At 67.9% G+C, this 20,046-nt stretch carries 22 protein-coding genes and 2 pseudogenes; 12 read left to right on the top strand and 12 right to left on the bottom strand.

Features of this window, described 5'->3' with window-relative positions:
* Positions 1-6: 6 nt before the first annotated feature.
* Entirely contained in the window at positions 7-597 is a 591-nt protein-coding gene (gene raiA / locus NZ951_06585; protein ID MCS7207577.1) for a ribosome-associated translation inhibitor RaiA, read from the bottom strand.
* A 127-nt stretch (positions 598-724) separates the two neighbouring features.
* On the opposite strand from raiA, the gene NZ951_06580 reads away from it, so the two are divergent.
* From NZ951_06580 to NZ951_06545, 8 genes and pseudogenes are all read left to right on the top strand, one after another.
* Positions 725-1,618, top strand: coding sequence for a transketolase (locus tag NZ951_06580; protein ID MCS7207576.1), 894 nt, complete (start codon positions 725-727; stop codon positions 1,616-1,618).
* Positions 1,615-1,908 (top strand): hypothetical protein, encoded by a 294-nt coding sequence (locus tag NZ951_06575; GenBank protein MCS7207575.1) that lies wholly within the window; start codon positions 1,615-1,617, stop codon positions 1,906-1,908. The genes NZ951_06580 and NZ951_06575 overlap by 4 nt, the downstream gene beginning before the upstream one ends.
* Before the next feature lie 8 nt (positions 1,909-1,916).
* A complete protein-coding gene (locus tag NZ951_06570) occupies positions 1,917-2,861 on the top strand; it encodes a transketolase family protein (protein ID MCS7207574.1) in 945 nt (314 codons plus the stop codon).
* Positions 2,862-3,332: 471 nt separating this feature from the next.
* Positions 3,333-3,644: pseudogene (locus NZ951_06565) on the top strand (winged helix-turn-helix domain-containing protein).
* Positions 3,645-3,681: 37 nt separating this feature from the next.
* The gene (locus NZ951_06560; GenBank protein ID MCS7207573.1) at positions 3,682-4,140 is read left to right on the top strand and encodes a hypothetical protein; all 459 of its coding nucleotides are present in this window, start codon (positions 3,682-3,684) and stop codon (positions 4,138-4,140) included.
* Positions 4,141-4,155: 15 nt separating this feature from the next.
* Positions 4,156-4,362 (top strand): thioredoxin family protein, encoded by a 207-nt coding sequence (locus NZ951_06555; GenBank protein ID MCS7207572.1) that lies wholly within the window; start codon positions 4,156-4,158, stop codon positions 4,360-4,362.
* 2 nt (positions 4,363-4,364) lie between these two features.
* Positions 4,365-4,751, top strand: a complete 387-nt coding sequence (locus NZ951_06550; protein MCS7207571.1) for a hypothetical protein — start codon at positions 4,365-4,367, stop codon at positions 4,749-4,751.
* 18 nt (positions 4,752-4,769) lie between these two features.
* Positions 4,770-5,879, top strand: a complete 1,110-nt coding sequence (locus NZ951_06545; GenBank protein ID MCS7207570.1) for an alkaline phosphatase family protein — start codon at positions 4,770-4,772, stop codon at positions 5,877-5,879.
* Positions 5,880-5,958: 79 nt separating this feature from the next.
* On the opposite strand, the gene NZ951_06540 is transcribed toward NZ951_06545, so the two are convergent.
* A complete protein-coding gene (locus NZ951_06540) occupies positions 5,959-6,264 on the bottom strand; it encodes a hypothetical protein (protein ID MCS7207569.1) in 306 nt (101 codons plus the stop codon).
* 4 nt (positions 6,265-6,268) lie between these two features.
* Complete coding sequence (locus NZ951_06535) at positions 6,269-6,604, bottom strand: hypothetical protein (protein MCS7207568.1); 336 nt, start codon at positions 6,602-6,604, stop codon at positions 6,269-6,271.
* Between the two features lie 361 nt (positions 6,605-6,965).
* Here NZ951_06535 and obgE point away from each other — a divergent pair, with 361 nt between their 5' ends.
* Positions 6,966-8,234 carry a GTPase ObgE gene (obgE, locus tag NZ951_06530; protein ID MCS7207567.1) on the top strand — a complete coding sequence of 423 codons (1,269 nt, stop codon included), beginning with the start codon at positions 6,966-6,968 and terminating at the stop codon, positions 8,232-8,234.
* A gap of 22 nt (positions 8,235-8,256) precedes the next feature.
* Here obgE and NZ951_06525 read toward each other — a convergent pair whose 3' ends face one another.
* The 5 genes from NZ951_06525 to NZ951_06505 all read right to left on the bottom strand — a co-directional run bounded on the left by NZ951_06525 (position 8,257) and on the right by NZ951_06505 (position 13,570).
* Positions 8,257-9,594, bottom strand: coding sequence for a DUF4349 domain-containing protein (locus tag NZ951_06525; protein ID MCS7207566.1), 1,338 nt, complete (start codon positions 9,592-9,594; stop codon positions 8,257-8,259).
* Complete coding sequence (locus NZ951_06520) at positions 9,591-10,142, bottom strand: sigma-70 family RNA polymerase sigma factor (protein MCS7207565.1); 552 nt, start codon at positions 10,140-10,142, stop codon at positions 9,591-9,593. The genes NZ951_06525 and NZ951_06520 overlap by 4 nt, the downstream gene beginning before the upstream one ends.
* Positions 10,143-10,242: 100 nt before the next feature.
* Positions 10,243-11,865 carry a thiamine pyrophosphate-binding protein gene (locus NZ951_06515; GenBank protein MCS7207564.1) on the bottom strand — a complete coding sequence of 541 codons (1,623 nt, stop codon included), beginning with the start codon at positions 11,863-11,865 and terminating at the stop codon, positions 10,243-10,245.
* Between the two features lie 30 nt (positions 11,866-11,895).
* A complete protein-coding gene (locus NZ951_06510; GenBank protein MCS7207563.1) occupies positions 11,896-12,861 on the bottom strand; it encodes an ROK family protein in 966 nt (321 codons plus the stop codon).
* A 4-nt stretch (positions 12,862-12,865) separates the two neighbouring features.
* Positions 12,866-13,570 (bottom strand): response regulator transcription factor, encoded by a 705-nt coding sequence (locus tag NZ951_06505; GenBank protein ID MCS7207562.1) that lies wholly within the window; start codon positions 13,568-13,570, stop codon positions 12,866-12,868.
* An 83-nt stretch (positions 13,571-13,653) separates the two neighbouring features.
* Here NZ951_06505 and NZ951_06500 point away from each other — a divergent pair, with 83 nt between their 5' ends.
* The gene (locus NZ951_06500; GenBank protein MCS7207561.1) at positions 13,654-14,214 is read left to right on the top strand and encodes a glycerol-3-phosphate acyltransferase; all 561 of its coding nucleotides are present in this window, start codon (positions 13,654-13,656) and stop codon (positions 14,212-14,214) included.
* A 142-nt stretch (positions 14,215-14,356) separates the two neighbouring features.
* Here the strand turns inward: NZ951_06500 and NZ951_06495 are convergent, their stop codons facing one another.
* Together NZ951_06495 and NZ951_06490 are read right to left on the bottom strand one after the other, a co-directional pair.
* On the bottom strand, positions 14,357-15,244 hold the full coding sequence (locus NZ951_06495; protein MCS7207560.1) for a CvpA family protein: 888 nt from the start codon (positions 15,242-15,244) through the stop codon (positions 14,357-14,359).
* Between the two features lie 92 nt (positions 15,245-15,336).
* Positions 15,337-17,157, bottom strand: a complete 1,821-nt coding sequence (locus tag NZ951_06490; GenBank protein ID MCS7207559.1) for a hypothetical protein — start codon at positions 17,155-17,157, stop codon at positions 15,337-15,339.
* A gap of 68 nt (positions 17,158-17,225) precedes the next feature.
* Between NZ951_06490 and NZ951_06485 the strand changes: the two genes are divergently transcribed.
* Positions 17,226-18,482, top strand: coding sequence for a hypothetical protein (locus tag NZ951_06485; GenBank protein ID MCS7207558.1), 1,257 nt, complete (start codon positions 17,226-17,228; stop codon positions 18,480-18,482).
* Here the strand turns inward: NZ951_06485 and moaC are convergent.
* A complete protein-coding gene (moaC, locus tag NZ951_06480; protein ID MCS7207557.1) occupies positions 18,479-18,952 on the bottom strand; it encodes a cyclic pyranopterin monophosphate synthase MoaC in 474 nt (157 codons plus the stop codon). The two genes, NZ951_06485 and moaC, sit on opposite strands and share 4 nt — an antisense overlap.
* Positions 18,953-19,018: 66 nt before the next feature.
* Positions 19,019-19,399, bottom strand: a pseudogene (locus NZ951_06475) (ribonuclease HI).
* 96 nt (positions 19,400-19,495) lie between these two features.
* On the opposite strand from NZ951_06475, the gene NZ951_06470 reads away from it, so the two are divergent.
* The coding region (locus NZ951_06470) for a carboxymuconolactone decarboxylase family protein (GenBank protein ID MCS7207556.1) at positions 19,496-20,046 on the top strand (551 nt) is incomplete at its 3' end.

The following is a 20,046-nucleotide window of genomic DNA, read 5'->3' as shown; positions in this document are numbered from 1 at the left end:
ACTCCGCTAGGCTGGCTCCGCCTCAATCAGACCATAGTCGCCGTTCTCGCGCCGGTAAAGCACCGACCAACGGCCGGTGTCCAGATTTTGGAAGAGGAAGAACTGGTGCCCCAGAGCCTCCATCTGCAGGGCCGCCTCCTCCACCGACATGGGCTTCATGGGGAAGCGCTTAATGCGCACCAGGCGTTTGCCCGTGGGCAGATCCAAGGGCAGGGGTTGGGCAATGCTGGGCGGGGGCGGAGCAGGGGGCGGCACCGCCTCAGGACCCCGCCCCGCCTTGCCCCCCACCTCACCCCGATGCACGAAGGCGCGGTGGGCTGATACCCGACGGTCTATGGTGTCCACTGCTGCGTCCACAGCCGCCTCCAAGGTGCCCGCGCGCTCCTCGGCGCGGAGCACCCGCCCATTCAGGTCCAGGGTAATCTCCGCCCGATAGCGGCGGTCGGCCTGGCGGGTATCTTCGTAGGTTACCTCCAGCAGGGCGGAGAGGACACGCAAGCCGTTCAGCAAACGCTCTAAACGGCCTATTTTCTTGTCCAGGTAGGTCTGCATGGCCGGGGAGAGGGTGATGTTACGGGTCTGCACGCGAATGTCCATCGCCAGCCTCCACAAGCATCCCCGCCCAGGGACGGAGCGGGATATCTGCCTCCATTGTAGCCCATGCCCGCAGAACAGGCGTTTGCCTGAACGGCTGCCGTCTGCTACAATCATTTCGGAGGTGTGCATGACGGAAGCGGCCAGCCGCGTCGCCTCTGCCTGGCCTCAGGCAACGCCAGCATCCCTTGTCCCCCCCAACGGTCGCCCCAGCATCTCCCATCTCCAGCGCATCGCACGCCTTATCCGGCGGGATATCGTCCAGATGACCGCCCGCGCCGGCAGTGGCCACCCCGGTGGCTCGCTGTCGGCTGTGGAGATTCTTGTGGCCCTCTACTTCGGGGTGATGCGCCACGACCCCGCCAACCCCTCCTGGCCCGATCGGGACCGCTTCATCCTCAGCAAGGCCCACGCCTGCCCCGTGCTCTATGCGGTGCTGGCGCGGTGTGGCTATTTCCCTGTGGAGGAACTGGCTACCTTTCGCCGCATCAACAGCCGCCTGCAAGGCCACGCCCACATCATGACCCCCGGGGTGGAGTTTTCGGGAGGGTCGTTGGGACAAGGCCTCTCCTTTGGCCTGGGGTGCGCCCTGGCGGGACGCCTGGACGGGCGCTCCTTCCGCGTCTATGTGCTCCTGGGCGACGGGGAGTGCGACGAGGGGCAGGTGTGGGAGGCAGGTATGGCAGCCGCCCACTATAAGGTGGACACCCTCACCGCCATCCTAGACCGCAACCGCATCCAAAACGACCGCTTCACTGCAGAGGCCATGGAACTGGAGCCCCTGGCCGATAAGTGGCGGGCCTTTGGCTGGGCGGTGCGCGAGGTGGATGGGCACGACTTTTCGGCCCTTATGGACGCTCTGGAGTGGGCACGCCATGTGCAGGGGCGCCCCAGCATCCTCATCGCCCACACCGTCAAGGGTAAAGGGGTGAGTTTCATGGAGAACAACCCCGACTTCCACGGGCGCGCTCCCACCCCGCAGGAACTGGCCCGCGCTTTGGCTGAACTGGAGGACCCCGCATGAACCGTCCCACCCCTAGCACCCGCCTGCGCCTGTGGAGAGAGATCCTCCCCTTCCTCGGCATCGCCTTTTTGCCCTCAGCCCTGATCGGCGTCATCAGTGGGGCTTTGGGCTGGCACTGGGCGACAGTTCTGGTGTGGGGAGCGGTCATCGCCATCTCCTACCCCATCCAACGGCGTCTGCGCAACCAGGTGGTAGACCGCGTCGTCCTTCGCTGGGCGCTCGTGTTAGGAGTGGCCAACGCCCTGTTGGCCCTGGTCTTCTATGGCTTCGGGGGGCTGGCCCGTCCCTAGGGGGAAGGATGAGCCGGTGGACTTTGGCCTCCACGCGCGAAGCCTACGGTAAGGCCCTGGTGGACCTGGGTCGGGAGGATTCCCGTATCGTGGTGCTGGGGGCCGACCTGAACAAGTCTACCCAGACCGTTCACTTCGCCAAGGCCTTCCCCGAGCGCTTCTTTGACCTCGGGGCTGCCGAGGCCAATATGATGAGCATCGCCGCTGGCCTGGCCGCCAGTGGCAAAATCCCCTTCTGCTCCACCTTCACCGTGTTCGGTGTGTGCCGTGCCTATGACCAACTGCGCATCAGCATTGCCCAGCCCGCCCTGAATGTGAAGGTGGTGTGCTCCCACGCCGGCATCATCACCGGCGAGGACGGCATGTCCGCCCATGGGATTGAGGACCTGGCCCTGATGTTGGCTTTGCCCACCTTCACCGTGGTGGCTCCCTGCGATGCCCCCGAAACGATGGCCGCCGTGCGCGCCATCGCCCAACACCCCGGGCCGTGCTATATGCGGGTCTATCGGCCCGCTACGCCCGTGGTGCACACCAACGGATGCTCCTTCACTTTGGGGAAGGCCGAACACCTGCGCCCCGGCCGGGACGCCACCATTATCGCCTGCGGGAGCATGGTGCCCTGGGCCCTGGAGGCCGCCGCAACCTTGGCCACCCAGGGGGTGGATTGCCGTGTGCTCAATATGCACACCCTGCGCCCCCTGGATACCGAAGCCATCGTCCAATCTGCCCGCCAGACAGGGGCCCTCGTTACCGCCGAGGAGCACCTAGTCTACGGCGGGCTGGGGGCGCTGGTGGCCCAAACCCTGGCGCGCACCTACCCCGTGCCCCTGGAGATGGTGGCCCTCACCGGCTATGCTGAGTCGGGAGCGCCCCAGGATCTGCTGGAGAAGTATGGCCTCGCCCCCCGCTACATCGTGGATGCGGTGCACCGTGTCCTGCGCCGAAAGGGATAGGGGCATCCCCTGCACCCCCGCCCTCCCTGTGGTATCCTCTAGGCCAAAGATGCATCCTTTGCCGTGGCACATGGGGGGAAGGGGGCTACGCACCCCGCTATGACTACCGTTCTGGTGCTCTCCACACGCGACCGTCGGGATACCCTGTGCGCACCCTTGCGGGAGGCGGGGTGGGCGGTGGCCTTCCTGGCTGACCCCCAGCGCCTGGCTTCCCTGCCCTCCGAGGAGACCCCCGACCTGCTGGTGGCCGATGCCATTGCCCTGGACGAGGAGCCCCTCATCCCCGCCCTGCGGCACGCCAAGAGCATGCGCCTTCCCATCGTGGCCATCGTGGGCGCAGAGACGGGGGCACGCCTTTTGGAGCAGGGGCTAGCCGACGACTTTGTGTGGGAGCCCGTGCGCCCCCCGGAGATGATCCTGCGGGTGCGCCACGTCCTGCGCCGCACCCGCGGTCACGCCCTCTCCACCCTTATCCGCGTGGGGGACCTGGAGATTGACCAGGAGCGCTACCTGGTGCGGGTGGCGGGGCGCAAGGTAGACCTCACCTTCAAGGAGTATGAACTCCTGCGCCTTCTGGCCTCCAACCCCGGGCGGGTGTTCACCCGGGAGGCCCTCCTCTCCCAGGTGTGGGGGTACGACTATTTTGGGGGCACCCGCACCGTGGATGTGCACATCCGTCGCCTGCGCAGCAAACTGGAGGATGCCCACCATACCTTCATTGAGACCGTCTGGAATGTGGGCTACCGCTTCAAGGCCCCCGAAGGGGGGCCACCCGAGGCCTAACATTGCGGGGGGTCCGCCCCCGTAGACGGAGGTGGCTATGCCCATCCTGCGTGACGCCGACCGCTCCTACCTGCAGGGTCTCTTCTCCCGCAACCTGCGCGATCCTGTTACCCTGACCCTGTTCACCCAACGGGAATCGCCCCTGGAGACGCCCATCCCCCCTTGCGCCACCTGCCGTGAGACGGAGGAGGTGCTGGGGGAACTGGCCAGCCTCCACGACAAGGTGCGCCTGGAGGTGAAGGACATGGTCTCCAGCGCCAGCGAGGCCCAGCACTATCGCCTGGACAATCGCCTCCCCGTTGTGGTGCTCCACTCCCCTTCCAGCAAGGGGCTCCTGCGCTACTTCGGCGTCCCCGCCGGCTACGAGTTCGCCGCCTTGGTGGAGACCATCGTGGACCTCTCTAAAGGCACCACGCGCCTGTCGCCCGCCAGCCGGGGCAAGGTCGCCACCCTGACCAAACCTGTGCATATCCAGGTCATGGTTACACCCACCTGACCCTACTGCCCCGCTATGGCCAGGCTGGCCTACCAAGTCGCCCAGGAGAGCGCCCAGGTGACCGCCGATGTGGTGGAGGTGCTGGAGTTCCCCTACCTGGCGGAGCGCTACCATGTGCACGGGGTGCCCAAGACCATCATCAACGAGACCGTAAGTCTAGAGGGGGCGGTGCCCGAGCCCCGTTTCATCGATGCCCTGCTGCGCGCCGTGCACGGGGGGTAGCCATGGCCCCGCCGGTAGACCCCCTTGCCACCCAGGCTTACGCCGACAGCCTGGTCCAGCGCACCGCCCAGGAACTGGCCCGTTTGGTGAAGGAGGTGGCCAGCGCCCTCGAGCCTTTCCCCTCCTTTTTAGGCATGGCCACCCTTCAAGCCCTGGAAGTGGAGGGGGGCAAGGCCGACCCCGAGCGGGGATGCGTGGTGGTCTGCCCCGACGGGGAACTGTATGAATTAGTGCTCCGCCTGATGCCCGGGCCGGGGGACATCATGCCTATAGACCAGGTGGAGGAGTTCAAGCCCCTGGACCTCCCCCCCGCCGATTACATCCCCTACGCTTATCGGGCGGTGCAGGCGCTTATCCAGGAACTGGCTCGCCGCCGTTCGCCCCCCTAGAAACTAGAAAGGAGAAGCGTGCCCCCCCTCTTTGTGCTCTGCATCGATGGCCTGGACATCGCCTACTTGGATGCCAGTCCCACCCCCACCTTGGACGCCCTCAAGCGCGCCGCCGCCCATCCGGGTGATGACGCCTACTTTCGCATGGGCCGGGGCATGCTCCCCTCCGTGACCAATGTGAACATGACCTCCATCCTCACGGGGCTTTACCCCCGAGGGCACGGCATCGTCTCCAACTTCTGGCTGGACGGGGGCGCCGAGGTCTACATGGAGGATGCCTCCTACCTGCTGGCACCCACGCTCCTGCGTCGTGTGGCCCAGAGGGGCGGCCGCAGTGCCCTGCTGGTGGCCAAGCAGAAGCTGCGCACCCTGCTGGACGACGGGGCCACCTTCGCCACCTCCGCCGAGCAACCCGCCCCGTGGGCGGTGGAGGGGGCCGGCCCGCCCCCCGCCATTTACACCGCCGAGGTGAACCTGTGGCTGTTTGACGCCGCCCTGGCCCTCCTGCGCCGGGAGGCGCTAGACCTGTGCGTCATCATCACCACCGATTACCCCATGCACGCCTGGCCCCCAGAGGATGCCCGCGCCATCGCCTACATTCAGGGGCTTGACCGCAACATCGGGGCCCTGCTGGAGGCCTTCCCGTCGGCCACCCTTCTGCTCACCGCTGACCACGGCATGAACGCCAAGACGGTGGGGGTAGACCTGGGCAAACTGCTGGCGCGTGGGAACATCCCCTGCCGGGTTTTACCCATCATCAAAGACCGCTATGTGGTGCACCATCAGAACCTGGGGGGTGCCGCCTATATTTACCTGGAGAACCCCGCCGACCGGGAGCGGGCTCTGGAGGCCCTGCGGGAGTGCCCCCATGTGGAGATGGCCCTCCCCCGGGAGGAGGCGGCCCAGCGCTTCCGCCTCCATCCCCAGCGCATCGGGGATATCCTGGTTCTGGCGGACCGGGAGGCGGTGTTCGGCCCCTTGCACAAGGAGGTGGAGAGGGTGGCGGTGCGCTCCCACGGCTCCCTGCACGAGACCTTCGTGCCCCTTTTGGCCCATAATGCCCGCGGTTTCCGCGCCCAGGAGAACCGCCAGCTAGGGGAGTGGGTGGCCCAGCGGTTGGGGCTGTAGCCTCGCCCTGCCCACCAAAGGGGAAGCCCCCCGCCTGAAGGGGGGCTTCCTTATTGCTGCAGCGGCGGAGGCGCGCCGCCTAGGGCGGAGGCGCAGCGGTGCTCACCCGCACCGTGACGCGCACCTGGGTGCCCGCCACGGGGGCCACGCTGATGGTCAGGCCCCAGCGGGCTACCGACACGCTGTCGGCAGTGGTGGTGGGGCTTTCGCCCCGCCCGGTGAGGATGGTGTTCAGCCCGCTCACCACCTGGGCCTGGGGCACACGGGCGTCCGTGAGGGCCACCAGGGTCAGGAACCCGCCCTCCTCCCGCAGGGACTCGGGCTGGAGCACCGTCCGCAGGGGCGCCTCTTGGAACAGGAGGGCCGCCCAGTTCAGCCAGCGCACGGCGTTATCCGACAGGGTGCCCGTAACGGGCGGGACCACCGGCGTGGGCGTTGGGGTGGGCGTAGGCGTCGGAGTCGGCGCGGGAGTGGGGGTAGGTGTCGGCGTGGGCGTCGGAGTGGGGGTAGGCACAGGTGTCGGAGTGGGGGTCGGTGTCGGGGTCGGGGTCGGCGTCGGCACGGGAGTAGGAGTCGGGGTGGGAGTAGGAGTGGGTGTAGGCGTCGGAGTCGGCGCGGGAGTGGGGGTGGGTGTCGGCGTGGGCGTCGGAGTAGGCGGAATGGGGGTCGGTGTTGGCGTGGGAGGAACTGGGGTGGGTGTCGGGGTGGGCGTCGGCTGAGTGCACGCCCCCATCACTAGCATCCCGACTAGGATCACAATACCAACGAGCCAGCGCATCGCTCTCCTCCAGTCAGCGATATGTTCCAACTCTGCTAGCATACCACACACGGGCGATCTACGCATGGGGAAAAATCGCCCCTCTCCTGTGGAAAACTCCCTGCACCTGTGGATATCCCCACGCATCATCGCTCGTCTAACCTCCAGCCTTGGAAGCCGTTTTCCCCTGGCCTTCGTCTATCTAGACACCCTCCTTGCAAGCCGGCTATCCCCATTCCACACATCCTCACCACAGGTTTGGTCTAGCCTATCCTCGTCCGTCTCTCCAATTTGCACACTGTTACCATGGGCTTTGTGGCTCTTATGCCATGCTGGATGTTGTAGAGATTACTGTGGTCGGGGGTACAGGCGGAGACGGATGCGTGAGCTTCCGCCGTGAGCGCTATGTTCCCAGGGGCGGGCCGGACGGTGGGGATGGAGGGAATGGGGGAGATGTGTGGCTGGTGGCGGATGCCTCGCTGGCCACGCTGGCGTCTTACGCATATGGGAAGGTTTACCGGGGGGAGGATGGGGAACATGGGCGGGGGAAGACCCAGCGGGGGAAAGATGGGACGCCCCTTGTGCTCCCGGTGCCGGTGGGCACGGTGGTGTTCCGCCAGGTGCAGGGGCGGTGGAGACAGGAGGCTGACCTGGCTGTGCCGGGTGCACGCTATCTGGCTGCGTACGGGGGGAGGGGGGGACGGGGCAACCGCTGGTGGGTGTCGCCCACCAACCAGGAGCCCCTGTTGGCCGAGGCAGGGGAACCGGGGGAGCAGGTGCGCCTGCGCCTGGAGGTGAAACTGCTGGCCGATGTGGGGATCATCGGCAAGCCCAACGCCGGCAAGTCCACTCTTATCGCCCGTGTCTCTCACGCCCGCCCCAAGATCGCCCCTTACCCCTTCACCACCTTGCAGCCGGTGTTGGGTGCTGTGTCCTGGAAGGGGCGGGAGTTTATCGCCATGGAGGTGCCGGGCCTTATCCGGGGAGCCCACGCCGGCGCCGGCCTGGGCACGGAGTTTTTGCGCCACGCCGAACGGGCGCGCCTGCTGGTGCACCTGGTGGACGGCTCTGGCTCCGACCCCCTCCAGGACTGGCAGGAGGTGGAGGAGGAGGTGCGCCTGTATGGCAAGGGGTTGGCGGACAAACCCCGCCTGGTGGCTGTCAACAAGATGGACCTTCCCGAGGCCCAGGCCCAGAAGGAAAAGATCGCCCTGGCCTTTGCCCAGGTGGGCCATACCCCTCTTTTCCTGTCGGCGGCCACGGGAGAAGGGGTGGACGCCCTGCTGGACCGCCTGGTGGCTGACCTGGAGCGGCTTCCTCCGCCGGTGCCCCCTGCGGGAGAGCCCCCCCCTGTGTTCCAGCGTCCGCGCCCCCGCGAGCGGCGGCGGATCGTTCGCGAGGGGTCGGTGTGGAGGCTGGAGTGGGAACGGGCGGAGCGCATCGCTTCCCTCTTGGTGAAGCAGAAGCGCCTCTCCTGGAAAGAGAAGGCCCAGCTACGGGTGGAGCTGGAGCGCATGGGGGCGGGGCAGGCGTTAGCCCATGCGGGCGTCCAGCCCGGGGACACGGTTCTGGTGGATGGCCTGGAACTGGAATGGTAGGCTGCGGGCAGGGGTACTCGTGCTAGAGTGCGCGCCTGCGCCGCAGGCGTAAGGCCAGCACCCCCAACCCCACCACCAACATACCCCCCGCCCCTAGGCCCACTGCCCACCTGCGCCCCGGCGTCCACCATTCCTCCCGCTCCACCAGGGAGAGGACGATGGGGGCATCGGGCTCCTGGGGGGTGAGGCCGTTCTTGGGGGGTGCACCCTCCCGCACCTCCTTATGGCGCACCTGTCCCAACCCCTCCAGGGCCGTGAGGAGGCTGGAAAAGTCCTGGCGGAACACCCGCAGGGACATCTCCGCCCGCTCCTGGCCGTCCTGCACCACCAGGAACACCCCCTCCACCACGCCCCTGCGGGCGACGACCAGGGCCTTCACCTGCTCCACCGTGGGGGCGACCCGAGACACGGCCACTCCCAGGGAGGCCGAGGGGGGTGTGCCCACATCCCGCCGCGGGGAGGTCAGGGTGAGGGTGATGGTGGCCAACTCCACCCGCCGCCGCAGGGCTTGCAGTTGGCCTTGCAGGCGCTCAATCTCCCCCCGGATGCGGGAGAGTTCCCGCTCAATGGCCAGGATGTCTCCAACGCTGTGGGCGCGCCCCAGCAGGGCCAGCAGGCTCTGCTCCTCCCGCTGCAGGGCCCGCAGGCGGGCGTCCAGGTCAATCACCTGCTCGGTTACATCCTGGCTCCCCAGGCTTTGGGCCAGCAGGGTGCCCAACCCCCGCAGGCGCTCCAAGGCCGTGAACACCTGCTCCTGGGGCACCCGCAGGGTCAGAGTGGCCTGGGGGTTGTCCTTCCCCCCTGTGAGGGACAACTGCTGCACAAAGCCCCCCAGCCCCTCGGCAATCGCCCGCGCCTCGGCCACCGCCCGCTCCACCGAGGACACCTCCAAGCTCATGGAAGCGGTCAGGATGACCTGGCGCTGGGCCGTTTCCAAAACGCCGGTGGGGGCGGGAGAAGAGGGCACCCCCTCGGCCCCCTTTCGCTCGGGGGCCAGGGCGGGGGCAGGAGTGGCTACCTCGGGGAGGATTGCCCCAGGGGGCAGGGGCTTCATCCCCCCCACATCGGCGGGTAGGGCAGATGGGGTGGCTGGCACCCCCTCCCTCCAGGGGGCGGAGAGGACGAGCCACGCCAGAGAGGCTCCCACCACCACAAGCACGACGCCGGCGACGGCGGGTGCCAGCCATCCCAGGCGTGGGCGCTGGGCTACCTGCGCGTGTGAGGGGGCCAGACGGGGCTCCAGGCGGGGGGCCAGGCGTGCCCACAGGTTCGCAGGGGCGCGCCGCCCCGCCACAGCACGGTGGAAAAAGTCCCGCACCGCCCGCTCCACCTCGTCCAGGGGTTGCTGTTGCTGTGTCATGCCTTTGTCCCCTCCTCTCCCAGGCGTGGGCCCAGCACCTCCCGCAGGTGTGCCAACGCCCGATGCAGACGAGATTTCACAGTGCCCTCCCGCCAGCCCAATGCGTGGGCTATCTCGGGCACCGTGAGGTCGGTATAGTAGCGGAGCAGGAGGGCCTGGCGGTGCTCGGACGGCAGGGTGGCCAAGGCCTCCCGCAGGGCGTGGTGGCGCTCCCGCCGAAGGGCCACCTCGGTGGGGTCGGCGAGGGCGCTGTGGGTGGTCGCCGCGTCCAGGGGCACCGCCGGCTGGCCACGGCGGCGCAGGGTGTTCAGAGCCTTGTTGACCAGGATGCGCACCAGCCAGGGCTTCAGGGGGCGGCGGGTGTCAAAGCCTCCCATCCCCTGCCACGCCGCCAGGAAGGCCTCCTGCACCAGGTCCTCGGCCAGGGCGGGGTCGCCGGTCATCAGCAAAGCGGTGCCCAACAGGATATCCTGGTAGCGCTCCACGAGGGTGCGGAACGCCTCTCGATCGCCCTGCTGGCAGAGGCGGATAGCCTCCTGCTCGTCCACTGGCCCGCTCCTGGTGTAGGCTTCACCACAAGAGGATACTCTTCCCCCCGCCGAATCGTTCCGTGAGGGTTTCCCCTCTGGCTTTTCGGAGGGCCGGTGTCTAGCGGTCCATCTGGAAGGGGGGTGGAAGGGTGGGGATGGGCACCTCTATGACCACGGGGCGGGTGGCCTTCAGGGCGGTCTGAAGGGCTTGCCCCACCTCCTCGGGACGGGCGCGGATGCCCACCGCCCCGTAGGACTCCGCCAGGCGCACGAAATCGGGGTTATATAGGTCGGTGCCCAGGTAGCGCCCTCCGTAGCGGGTGCGTTGGTCGTTCTTGGAGGCGCCGAAGGCCCCGTCGGCGAACACCATGGCTACCACTGGCAGGCGCTCCTTCACCGCTGTGGCCAGTTCCTGGGCGTTGTAGAGGAACCCCCCATCCCCGTTGATGCTCACCACCTGGCGGGTGGGGTGGGCCACCTTGGCCCCCAGGCTGGTAGGGAAGGCGTAGCCCAGGGTGGCGAAGTAGGAGGAGGTGAGGTAGGTGTTGGGAAGGCGGGCGGGATAGGCCAGGTTGGCCCAGTAGGCCACATTGGTAACCCCCGCCACCAGGATGGCGTCGTCAGCCAGGGCGGAGCGGAGGGCCTCCAGGATGCGCACCTGAAGGGGGGCGGCCTCCCGCACCTCGTAGAGGGCGCGCTGGCGGGCCTGCTGGGCGATGGCCTCCCCCTGGCGGTCGGGGCGGGCATCCCCCAACTCGGCCACAAGGGCCTGCAAGCCCAGGCGTGCATCCGCCACGATGCCCACCTCGGCGGGGTAGTTGCGCCCGATTTCCTGGGGGTCGGCGTCTATCTGCACCAGGCGCTGGGGGGGCTTGGGTGCCCACCGGCGGAAGGTGGGGAGGAGGAAGCGCGTCCCCACCCCCAGGAGCACATCGCACTGGGGCACCACCCATTGGGCGGGGCCGAAGCCGTAGTAGTTGGCGCCGGCGCACAGGGGATGCTCCTCGGGCACGGCCCCTTTCCCCTCGGGGGTGAGCAGGATGGGGGCCTGCAGGATGCGGGCCACCTCCAGCAGGTCGCGGGCGCAGGGGGAGCGCACCGCTCCGCCCCCCGCCCAGATAGCCACCTGCTTGGCCCCTTTCAAGAGGGCGGCGGCACGGCGCACCGCTTGGGGGTCGGGGTGGGGAAGCGCCGGGGGGGCGGGCTCGGGGATGTGCATGGGGGCGGTGGCAACCAGCACATCGGGGGGGATTTCCACCGCGGTGGGGCGGGGGCGTCCGCTTTGGGCTTGGCGGATGGCCTCGGCCACCAGACCCGGCACCTCCTGGGGCTTCAGGGCACGGGCGCACCACTTGGTCAGGGGGCGCAGGATATCCAACTGCTCCCGTATCTCGTGCAGGAGGCCCTTCTCCTTCCCCAGGCCCCAGGACTCAATCTGCCCCGCCAGCAGGACCACAGGGGAGGAGCAGGCGTAGGCGGTGCCCAGGCCGGCCGAGGCGTTGAGCACCCCCGGCCCCGGCACCACCAGAGCCACCCCCACCTTCCCACTGGTGCGGGCGTAGCCGTCGGCCATATAGGTGGTGGCCTGCTCGTGGCGGGTGGTGATGAGGCGGATGCCGGGCAGACGGGCCAGGGCGTCAAAGGCGGGCATAATCTGCACGCCCGGCAAGGCGAACAGCACCTCTACCTTATGACGCTGGAGGGTGTGCACCAGGGCGTCGGCGCCGGTGAGGGTGGGCATGGCCCCCTCCTTGGTGGGGTGCTGGGGCCATTATAGCGCCCCCTCCCCCAGGTGCTCCCATGCCAGGCGCGCCGCCCCCAAAAGGCCGGCGTCGTCCCCCAGCACCGAGGGAAGGAGGGGCACTTTCCCCTTCAGCCCCCCGATGAGGTGCCGATGCACAACCCTACGCAAGGAGGGCAGGACACGGTGCAGGGAGCGGGATACACCCCCGCCCACAACGATACCCTGCACATCTAGGGTGTTGGCCAGGCTGGCCAGGGCTTGCCCCAGCCACACGGACGCCTCTATCAAGAAGGCGCCGGCGGGGCGTTCCCCTTGCAAGTCGGCGTCCTCTAGAACCTCGGGCGTGATGGCTTGGGCATCCCCTCCGACGAGGCGGGCCAGGATAGGGAAGGCATACGGGACGAAGCGGGCGCGGGCGGTGCGGGCGATGGCGGGGCCAGCGGCCAGGGCCTCCACACAGCCGTAGCCCCCACAGCCACACGGGGGGCCGAAGGGGTCTACGACGATATGCCCCACTTCCCCGCCCCAGCCATGCGCCCCCCGCACCAGTTTCCCCTCCAGCACCAGCCCCCCACCGATACCCGTTCCCCAGATGATAAAGGCGAAGGTGTGCCACCCTCTGGCGATGCCGTAGGCGTGCTCCCCCAGGGCGGCCAGGTTGGCGTCGTTGTCGGCCCAGGCGGGCAGGCCCACGCTGCGCTCCACAGCGGGGGCCAGGGCGAAGCCGTCCCAGCCGGGCAGGTTAGGGGGATGGGTCAATGTCCCCTCGGGGTGGTGGATGGGGCCGGCCGAGGCGATCCCCACACCCCGCGGGCGCACCCCTGTTTCGTGCACTAGGCGCAGGAGGGCGTCGGCCAAGCGGTGCATAGCGGCGTAGGGGCCCTGGTCGGGGAGGGTGGGGAGCACCACCCGCCCAAGGATATCCCCCTGGCGGCTGACCAGGGCGAGGCGGATCCGGGTGCCCCCCAGGTCTACGGCGGCGACGGCGTCCATCCCCCTACCCTTCAAAGCGGTAGCCCACGCCCCGTAGGGTGATAATGCGCACGGGGTTGGCGGGGTCCTTCTCGATCTTCTCCCGCAGCCAGCGGATGTGCACATCCACCGTGCGGCTCTCCCCCGTGTAGTCGTAGCCCCACACCTCCGTGAGCAGGTGTTCGCGGGAGAAGGCCTTCCCCTTGTGGGCCATCAGATACGCCAGCAGGTCAAACTCCTTGGGCTTCAGGGGGAGGGGTTGGCCCCCCTTCGTCGCCTTGCGCCCCTCCAGGTCCAGCACCAAGTCTCCGCTCTCCAGGCGACGGGGAGGCATCTGCTGGGCCATGCTCGCCCGTCGCAGAAGGGCCTTCACCCGCGCCACCAGTTCCCGCATGCTGAAAGGCTTGGTGACATAATCATCGGCCCCCAGTTCCAGGCCCAGCACCCGGTCCACCTCCTCATCCCGCGCCGTGAGGATGAGGATGGGGACGGTCGACTCCCGCCGGAGGATGCGACACACCTCAAAGCCATCCATCCCCGGCAGTATGAGGTCTAGGATGACCAGGTCGGGGTGCTGGGAGCGGGCGGTCTCCAGGGCCGAGGGGCCGTCGGCGGCGGTCAGGACGCGGTAGCCCTGGCGGGTAAGGGTATAGCGCAGGCTCTCCCGCAGGGTGGCCTCGTCCTCCACCACAAGGATGGTGGCTGCTGGGGCGGGGGCTGTGGACGCCATGGGCACTTTTATGGTAGGGCATGCGCGGGCACGCCCACCTGTGGTCTGTGGCGCACCCTTGACCGCCAGTATACTAGAAGGCGATGGAAATTGCCCTTGCCCTGGTGGGGGCGTATCTGTTGGGGTCGGTGCCCTTCGCTTATCTCGTGGCGCGAGCGAAGGGGGTGAACATCTTCGCCGTGGGCACCGGCAACCCCGGGGCAGCCAATGTGTTCCGCATGGTGAGCAAGCCCCTGGGGGTGCTGGTGTTGATTTTGGACATCCTGAAAGGGATGGGGGCGGTGGGCATGGGGGTGCTCCTGGGGCTGGGGGAGTGGGAGCGCATCGCCCTTGGAGGGCTGGCCATAGGGGGCCACCTCTACCCTGTCTTTTTGCGGTTCCGGGGAGGGGCAGGGCTGGCCACCGCCATCGGGGTGGCGCTTGCCCTCGCCCCCCGTACGGCGTTCCTGGCCTTCCTGGGGGCCCTTCTGCTCCTGCCCCTCATTCGGAGCATCGGCCATACCACCGGGCTTGGGGTGAGCCTGTTCGTGTTCCTGGGCCTTCTCCTGCGGGAGAAGCCCGTCCCCCTGTGGGGCACGGTGCTCCTGTTCACCCTGCTGTTGGTGCACACCTTCCTGGCGCGGCGCTTCCTGGGGCGACGGTAGGCTACTTCAGCAGGTTCTGGCGCATCTGCTCCTACTGCTTGGCCTTCACCTGTGCAAACTGGCATGGGAGAGGATACACCATCCCCCCGCCAGGGGGAGGGGGTACACCCGTCGTGGATGCCTGGCGATGCGCCTGGAAACGTTACTCCAAGGGATATTCGCCCCTAGCCTGGAAGGGGAGGGACATGTCCTCGGCGGGGAAGCGAAGGGCGGCCTCCCCCTCTACCGCCAGGGCCACGGCGCGTCGCTGGGACGCCTCGGCAAACACTGCCCCCGCCTTGCCCGCATCCCGCACCACCACCTCCAGGGCCACCTCGGTGGGGCCGTTGGCCTTGAGGCGGAGGGCCTTCTTCTCCCCCTCCCCCAGGAGCACCCGCGCCCCCCCCTGCTGGTGCCACACCTGGTAACGCACCTGGCGGATATTCGCCCCGAAGGGGTTGGGGTTGTTCAGGCGCAGGGTGGCTGTGATGCGCACCTGGCTGGGGGAGAGGTCGCTTACCCGCACACGGGACACCTGGGCAGTGGGGCGCTCCACCTTGGAGAAGGTGCCCAGCACATCCCGAAACTCCTCGGGGAGCATGGCCATCACGAACGGCATGTTGTCGGCCATCCAGCGGGCGGCGGCGGAGCCTTTCAGGATGGAGGCGCTGGGGCCGATGGGGTGGCTCCCCACAGCGATGATAAGGGCCGTGAGGAACAGGGCAGCGGTGAACACCCCCAGCACCATCCCCCCGATGGTGTCCAGCCAGCCCAACATGAAGGCATGGGCCAGAGTGCGCAACAGCACCCCCACCAGCCACGCCGCCAGCAAGGTGCCCCCGAAGATGACAACGAAGGCCGCCACGGTGGCCACCGAGGGGTCGCCGATAAAGGTCAAAGCATCCCGCACCTGGGGGCTAAAGCGCCCGGCGAGGTATGTCCCCCCCACCACACCCCCCAGCATCACCACGCTCCGCACCAGGCCCGTGCGCCAGCCATTCCACGCCGCCAGCACCAACAGGACAAGGATAACGATGTCTAGCCAGTTCATCGGCCCCCCTTTCTGGGGCGTCCGCCGAGCCCCGGGGCACACCTTATCTTACCCGATACGGAAAAACAACGCTCAGAAGGCAGGGTGTCCCCTTACGGCGGTTGCGTAGGGTGGGTGTCCACCACTACGCGGTAAACCCCCTTCGCCCGGGGCAGAAGGGAGGTGTAGTAGTCGTAATGGGTCTGCAGGAAGACCATGACCCGCCCCTCCCCAACCTGGTGGAGGGCGAAGGGCACGGGGTTCCATCCCACCATGCGCATCAGGCGCTCCCGTCTCTCCACCTGCCCCCCGCCCTCTGTCAAAGCGATGCGCACCACATAAGCCGTCATGGCGAAATCGTCCCGTACCTCTTTGGCCGTCAGCAGAAGGGTCAGGGTCGGGGGAGATGGCCGATAATCCAGGGGCAAAAGGGTGAGAGAGTGGTCCCAAGGCTGGAGGTAGGTGAAGGCGGAGGGGTTGGGGGGTGAGGTGGGTGTGGGGAGGGGCAGAAGCCACAGCCCACCCCCTTCGTCGGTAAAGCCATACAGAGATGCCAGGAGCATCCCCTGCTCGCGCAGAACGATGCCCGACGACGCCAGCAGACGGCGCGTCTCGGTGCGTGGGGTTACCCCATAGCGCCCGAAGGGGAAGTCCACCAGCACATAGCGGGAGGGGTCGTTGCCGTGCATCAGATACAGGGAGGACCAGCGGGGGTCGGGGGCCTTCCCCGGGGCGGGGCCGTCCCACCCCTCGTTGCTGACCACCCACCACGGGGGCGCAGCAGGATGCGGAAAAACCAACAGGGGCATCCCAGGGAGGATGAGAGCATCCCTTCCCATCCCATCCTGGGTGAGGGCGACGACACGGAACCGCCGTTTCCTATCGGGCTCTAAAGACCTCCGCAGGACGATGTAGGTGTCCTGCTGGGGGGTGCGCCATGCCGGGGGGAAGGGGCGAATGGCTCCTGCGGCGTCGCACTCCTGGGCCGGCCCCCCCATCTCCCGCAGGCGGGCGCCGATCCACTCCCCCTCCATGCCGAAGTACTGTTTCCCCGCGCCGGCCCCCTCCCACACCAGCAGGGCCAGGCGGTCGGCGAAGGTGGACGCCTCCCGCCCCCGCCACACATGGGCGGGGGTGAAGCGGTAGCCCACCTGGGCCAGGATGCCCCGGTAGGCGGGGCTCTGCACAGCCTCCTGGTACACCTGGCAGTCCTTACGGGCCAGGGGTGCGGGGGGATAGCGTTGGTCGTCAAAGGGCAAGGCTCGTATCTCCCGCTCCCACTCCTGGGCCAGGCGGGAGGTGCGGGTGATCAGGGCGCGGGGGTCCACATGGAGATGGGAGGGGGTGGTCAACCCCTTCCCACCCCCCTGCCACTCGGGGGGCATGCGAAAGGGGATGACCAGAAAGGTGCCGTCGGGGAAAACCTCGGCGATAACCCCTTCCGCTTCTTTGCCGGGGAGATACTCGAAACGTAGGCGGGGGAAGAGGTGGTGGGGGAAAGGCTCCGTCCGCAGGCGCTGGGCCAGAGCAGGTTCCACCGGGATGCCCATCCCCTGCAGGCGGTAGACCTTGTGCACGGGATGCTCCCCCCACTCCTGGCTGTCCAGGGCTAGCAGGCTCACATATAGCGTCTCCTGCCCGTTCCGCAGGCGCACCATCACCTGGCCGTCGTGTTCCACGATGCGCTCCGGCTCTCCTTCTATCTCCCGCCACTCCCCGCGGGGGGTGCGGGCGTAGAAGTGGGGGCGCACCAGGTCGGCGAAGGAGCGGGAGGTGTCATACGACGCCCGGGGGCGTATCCAGGAGCGATCCAGCACGATGGTCTGCGTCGGGGCACTGCGCAGGAGGAAAACCCACGCCCCCGCAATGAGCAGGGTGGCCAGGACGGCCACCGCGCCCAGGAACATCCGCAAGAAAAACTGCAGCCCGCTCATGCCGTGTGTAAGCCCCTACGAGGGGCAAAAAATGCGGAAGCAGGGGGAAAGGGCAGGGCCATTGTATCATGGCGGTGGAATGTCTGCATGCTGAAGGGGCCGGGGTGCGACGCCGTCGGGGTAAGCTTGTCCTTGCCATTGTGCTGGTGCTCCTGGCCCTTCTCCTGCGCACCGACACCCGCCTCATTGGGCCCGTGCAGGCGTTAGCCCTCCCCTACCAGTTCAGCCTGGAGGTATGGGAGGCCCGCAACCTGCTGGAGAAGTGGCTCCACTGGCCCCGGGAGGCTCTGCCCTGGCGACGCCTCTCGGCCCAGGAGCGGCGCGCCTTGGTGCGGGACTACTTCGCCACGGCGCGGGAGGTGGCGTGGCTGCAGGCTATGGCCCAACGGGGGCTCGCCCCTCCCACGGCCGAAGAGGCGCGCCAGGCCCGCCAGCGCCTGGAGACCCTCCAGCGCAAAATGGACTCCCTACGCCCCCGTGTGGAGGAGGCCCTGGAGGCCGAGTTGAGCACCCTGCTCCGAGAGGAGGGGCTGGTGCGGCGCATGGGCCCTCTTTCTCTCCTCTGGCCCCCGGTGGACATCCGCTTTGACCAGTTGCCCAAGTTCCTGGCCCTTTCCCCCCGCGACCGTATCCTCCTGCAGGGGGGTGTCCTCCTGCGAGGGGATACGCCCCTGGACGCTATCACCACCTTGGAGACGCACATCCACCAGCGCTACAACCTCTCGGCCCTGGTGGTGGATCTGGGCGGGATAGCCACTTATCCTTCTATCCTTTCCCCCTTTTATAGTCCCGCCCAGGTTACGGAGGCTATGGCTCACGAGTGGGTGCATCAGTACCTCTTTTTCTTCCCCCTGGGGTGGAACTACTACCGCGACCCGGAGGTGCGGGCTTTGAACGAGGCGGTGGCCGACCTGGCAGGCAAGGAACTGGGGGCGCGCTTGATGGTCCGCCTGGGATATGCGCCCCCCACGCGGCACCCCACACCTCCCCACGCAGAGGACTTCGTTACCCAAACCCTGCGGGAGACGCGCCGCCAGGTGGAGGCCCTCCTGGCCCAGGGGCAGATAGAGGAGGCGGAGGACTACATGGAGCGGCAACGGGCAACCTTGGCGCGCCGGGGCTACTACATTCGTAAACTCAACCAGGCGTACTTCGCCTTCTATGGTCTTTACCCCGAGCATCCTGCGGCCGTCAGCCCCATGGGGGAGCAGGTGCGGCGGGTGCGGGAGGCCAGCCCCTCGCTGGGTGCTTTCCTGCGGACGATGGCCGGTTTCGGATCCTACCGGGAGTTTTCGGCGTTTTACCAGGCCCAGGTGCGTCCTTAGCCCCCCTCCAGCACCACATCCCCGCTCTGGCCCCCTGTCTTGCGCACCACCCGCAGGTCGGTGATGCGCACCCCCCGCTCCACTCCCTTCACCATATCGTACAGCGCCAAGGCTGCACACGCCGCCCCCGTCAACGCCTCCATCTCCACCCCCGTGTGCCAGACCGCCCGTGCCGTCGCCGTGATGTGCACCGCACTCTGCGCCTCGTCCACCTGGATGTCCACCTCCACTCCCGTCAGGGGGATAGGGTGGCACAGGGGGATCAGGTGGGGGGTCATTTTGGCCCCGGCGATACCCGCCAGGCGCGCCACCGCCAAAGCATCCCCCTTCTCCAGCCCCCCCCGCCGCACCAGGGCCAGCGTCTCGGGGCGCATGCGCACGGTAACTTTGGCCACCGCTTCCCGCAGGGTCTGGGGCTTGTGCCCCACTTCCACCTGGCGGGCGTGCCCCTGGGCGTCCAGGTGGGTCAGGGTGGGGGATGGCTCGGCCCCGCCGGGTGGTGTGGAGCGGACCCCCGCCTCATACTCCGCCCAGGCGTTCACCTCCTCGTTCTCTGGCTGGCCGGCGTGGCCCTTTACCCACTCCCACCGCACTTGCACCCTGCTGGCCACCTCGTCCAGGCGACGCCAAAGATCCAGGTTGGCGTTGCGTCGGCGGGGTTTCCCTCCAGCCTGCCGGCTCTGCATATCCTTCACCAGATACTCGCTATCCGAGCGGACGATCACGGTGGAGCCAACGGGAAGGGCCTCCAGGGCTTTGATGGCCGCTGTCAGTTCCATGCGGTTGTTAGTGGTATTCTCCTGGTGCCCGTGCAGGAGGCGGCGCTGGCCGTCCTGGAGAATCAAGGCGGCCCACCCGCCCCGCTTCTCGGGCATCTTGCACGCCCCGTCGGTGTAGACCACGATGGGCTGGACCATCGCCCCCATGATACCGACGGCAGAGGCGGGGGGACTATACCCCCTTGGCCCCGTTGGTGCACAATAGGGGCCAACGGCCTAGCGAGGAGGCAGAAGATGGCCCGTTTGCCTTACATCACCCGTCGGGAGGACCTGCCCCCCGAGCACCGGGGGGCGTGGGACGCCATCGCCGCCAAGCGGGGGCACGTGGCCCGCCCCTTCCAACTGCTCCTGCACAGCCCCCAGATGGCGGCGCGGGTGGCCTCCATTGGGGAATATGCCCGTTTCCTTAGCGGCGCCCTGGACGGCATAACGCGGGAACTGGCCATCCTGGCCACCACCCGCTACTGGAAGGCCCAATACCCCTTCACCCACCATGTGCACCTGGCCCGTCTGGCGGGCGTGCGGGAGGAGGCCATCCAGGCCATCAAAAACGGCACCGCCCCCAAGGGGTTGACCCCTGTGGAGGCCCTCCCCGTTCGCTTCGCCCAGAGCCTCCTGCGCCGCCGCCAGGTCAGCGATGCCCTCTGGCAGGAGGCCGTCCGCCGCCTGGGGACGCAGGGCGTTGTGGACCTCACCGTTACCATCGGCTACTACACCCTGCTCTCCCTCTGGATGCTAGCTGCCCAGGTGGAACTGGAGCCCGACATGCCCCCCGAACTGCCCGA

The organism is Dehalococcoidia bacterium, from assembly GCA_025060295.1.
Taxonomy (GTDB): domain Bacteria; phylum Chloroflexota; class Dehalococcoidia; order Lucifugimonadales; family HRBIN23; genus HRBIN23.
Note: the sequence above shows the minus strand (reverse complement) of the source record. Positions and strands in the feature narration are given on the sequence as shown.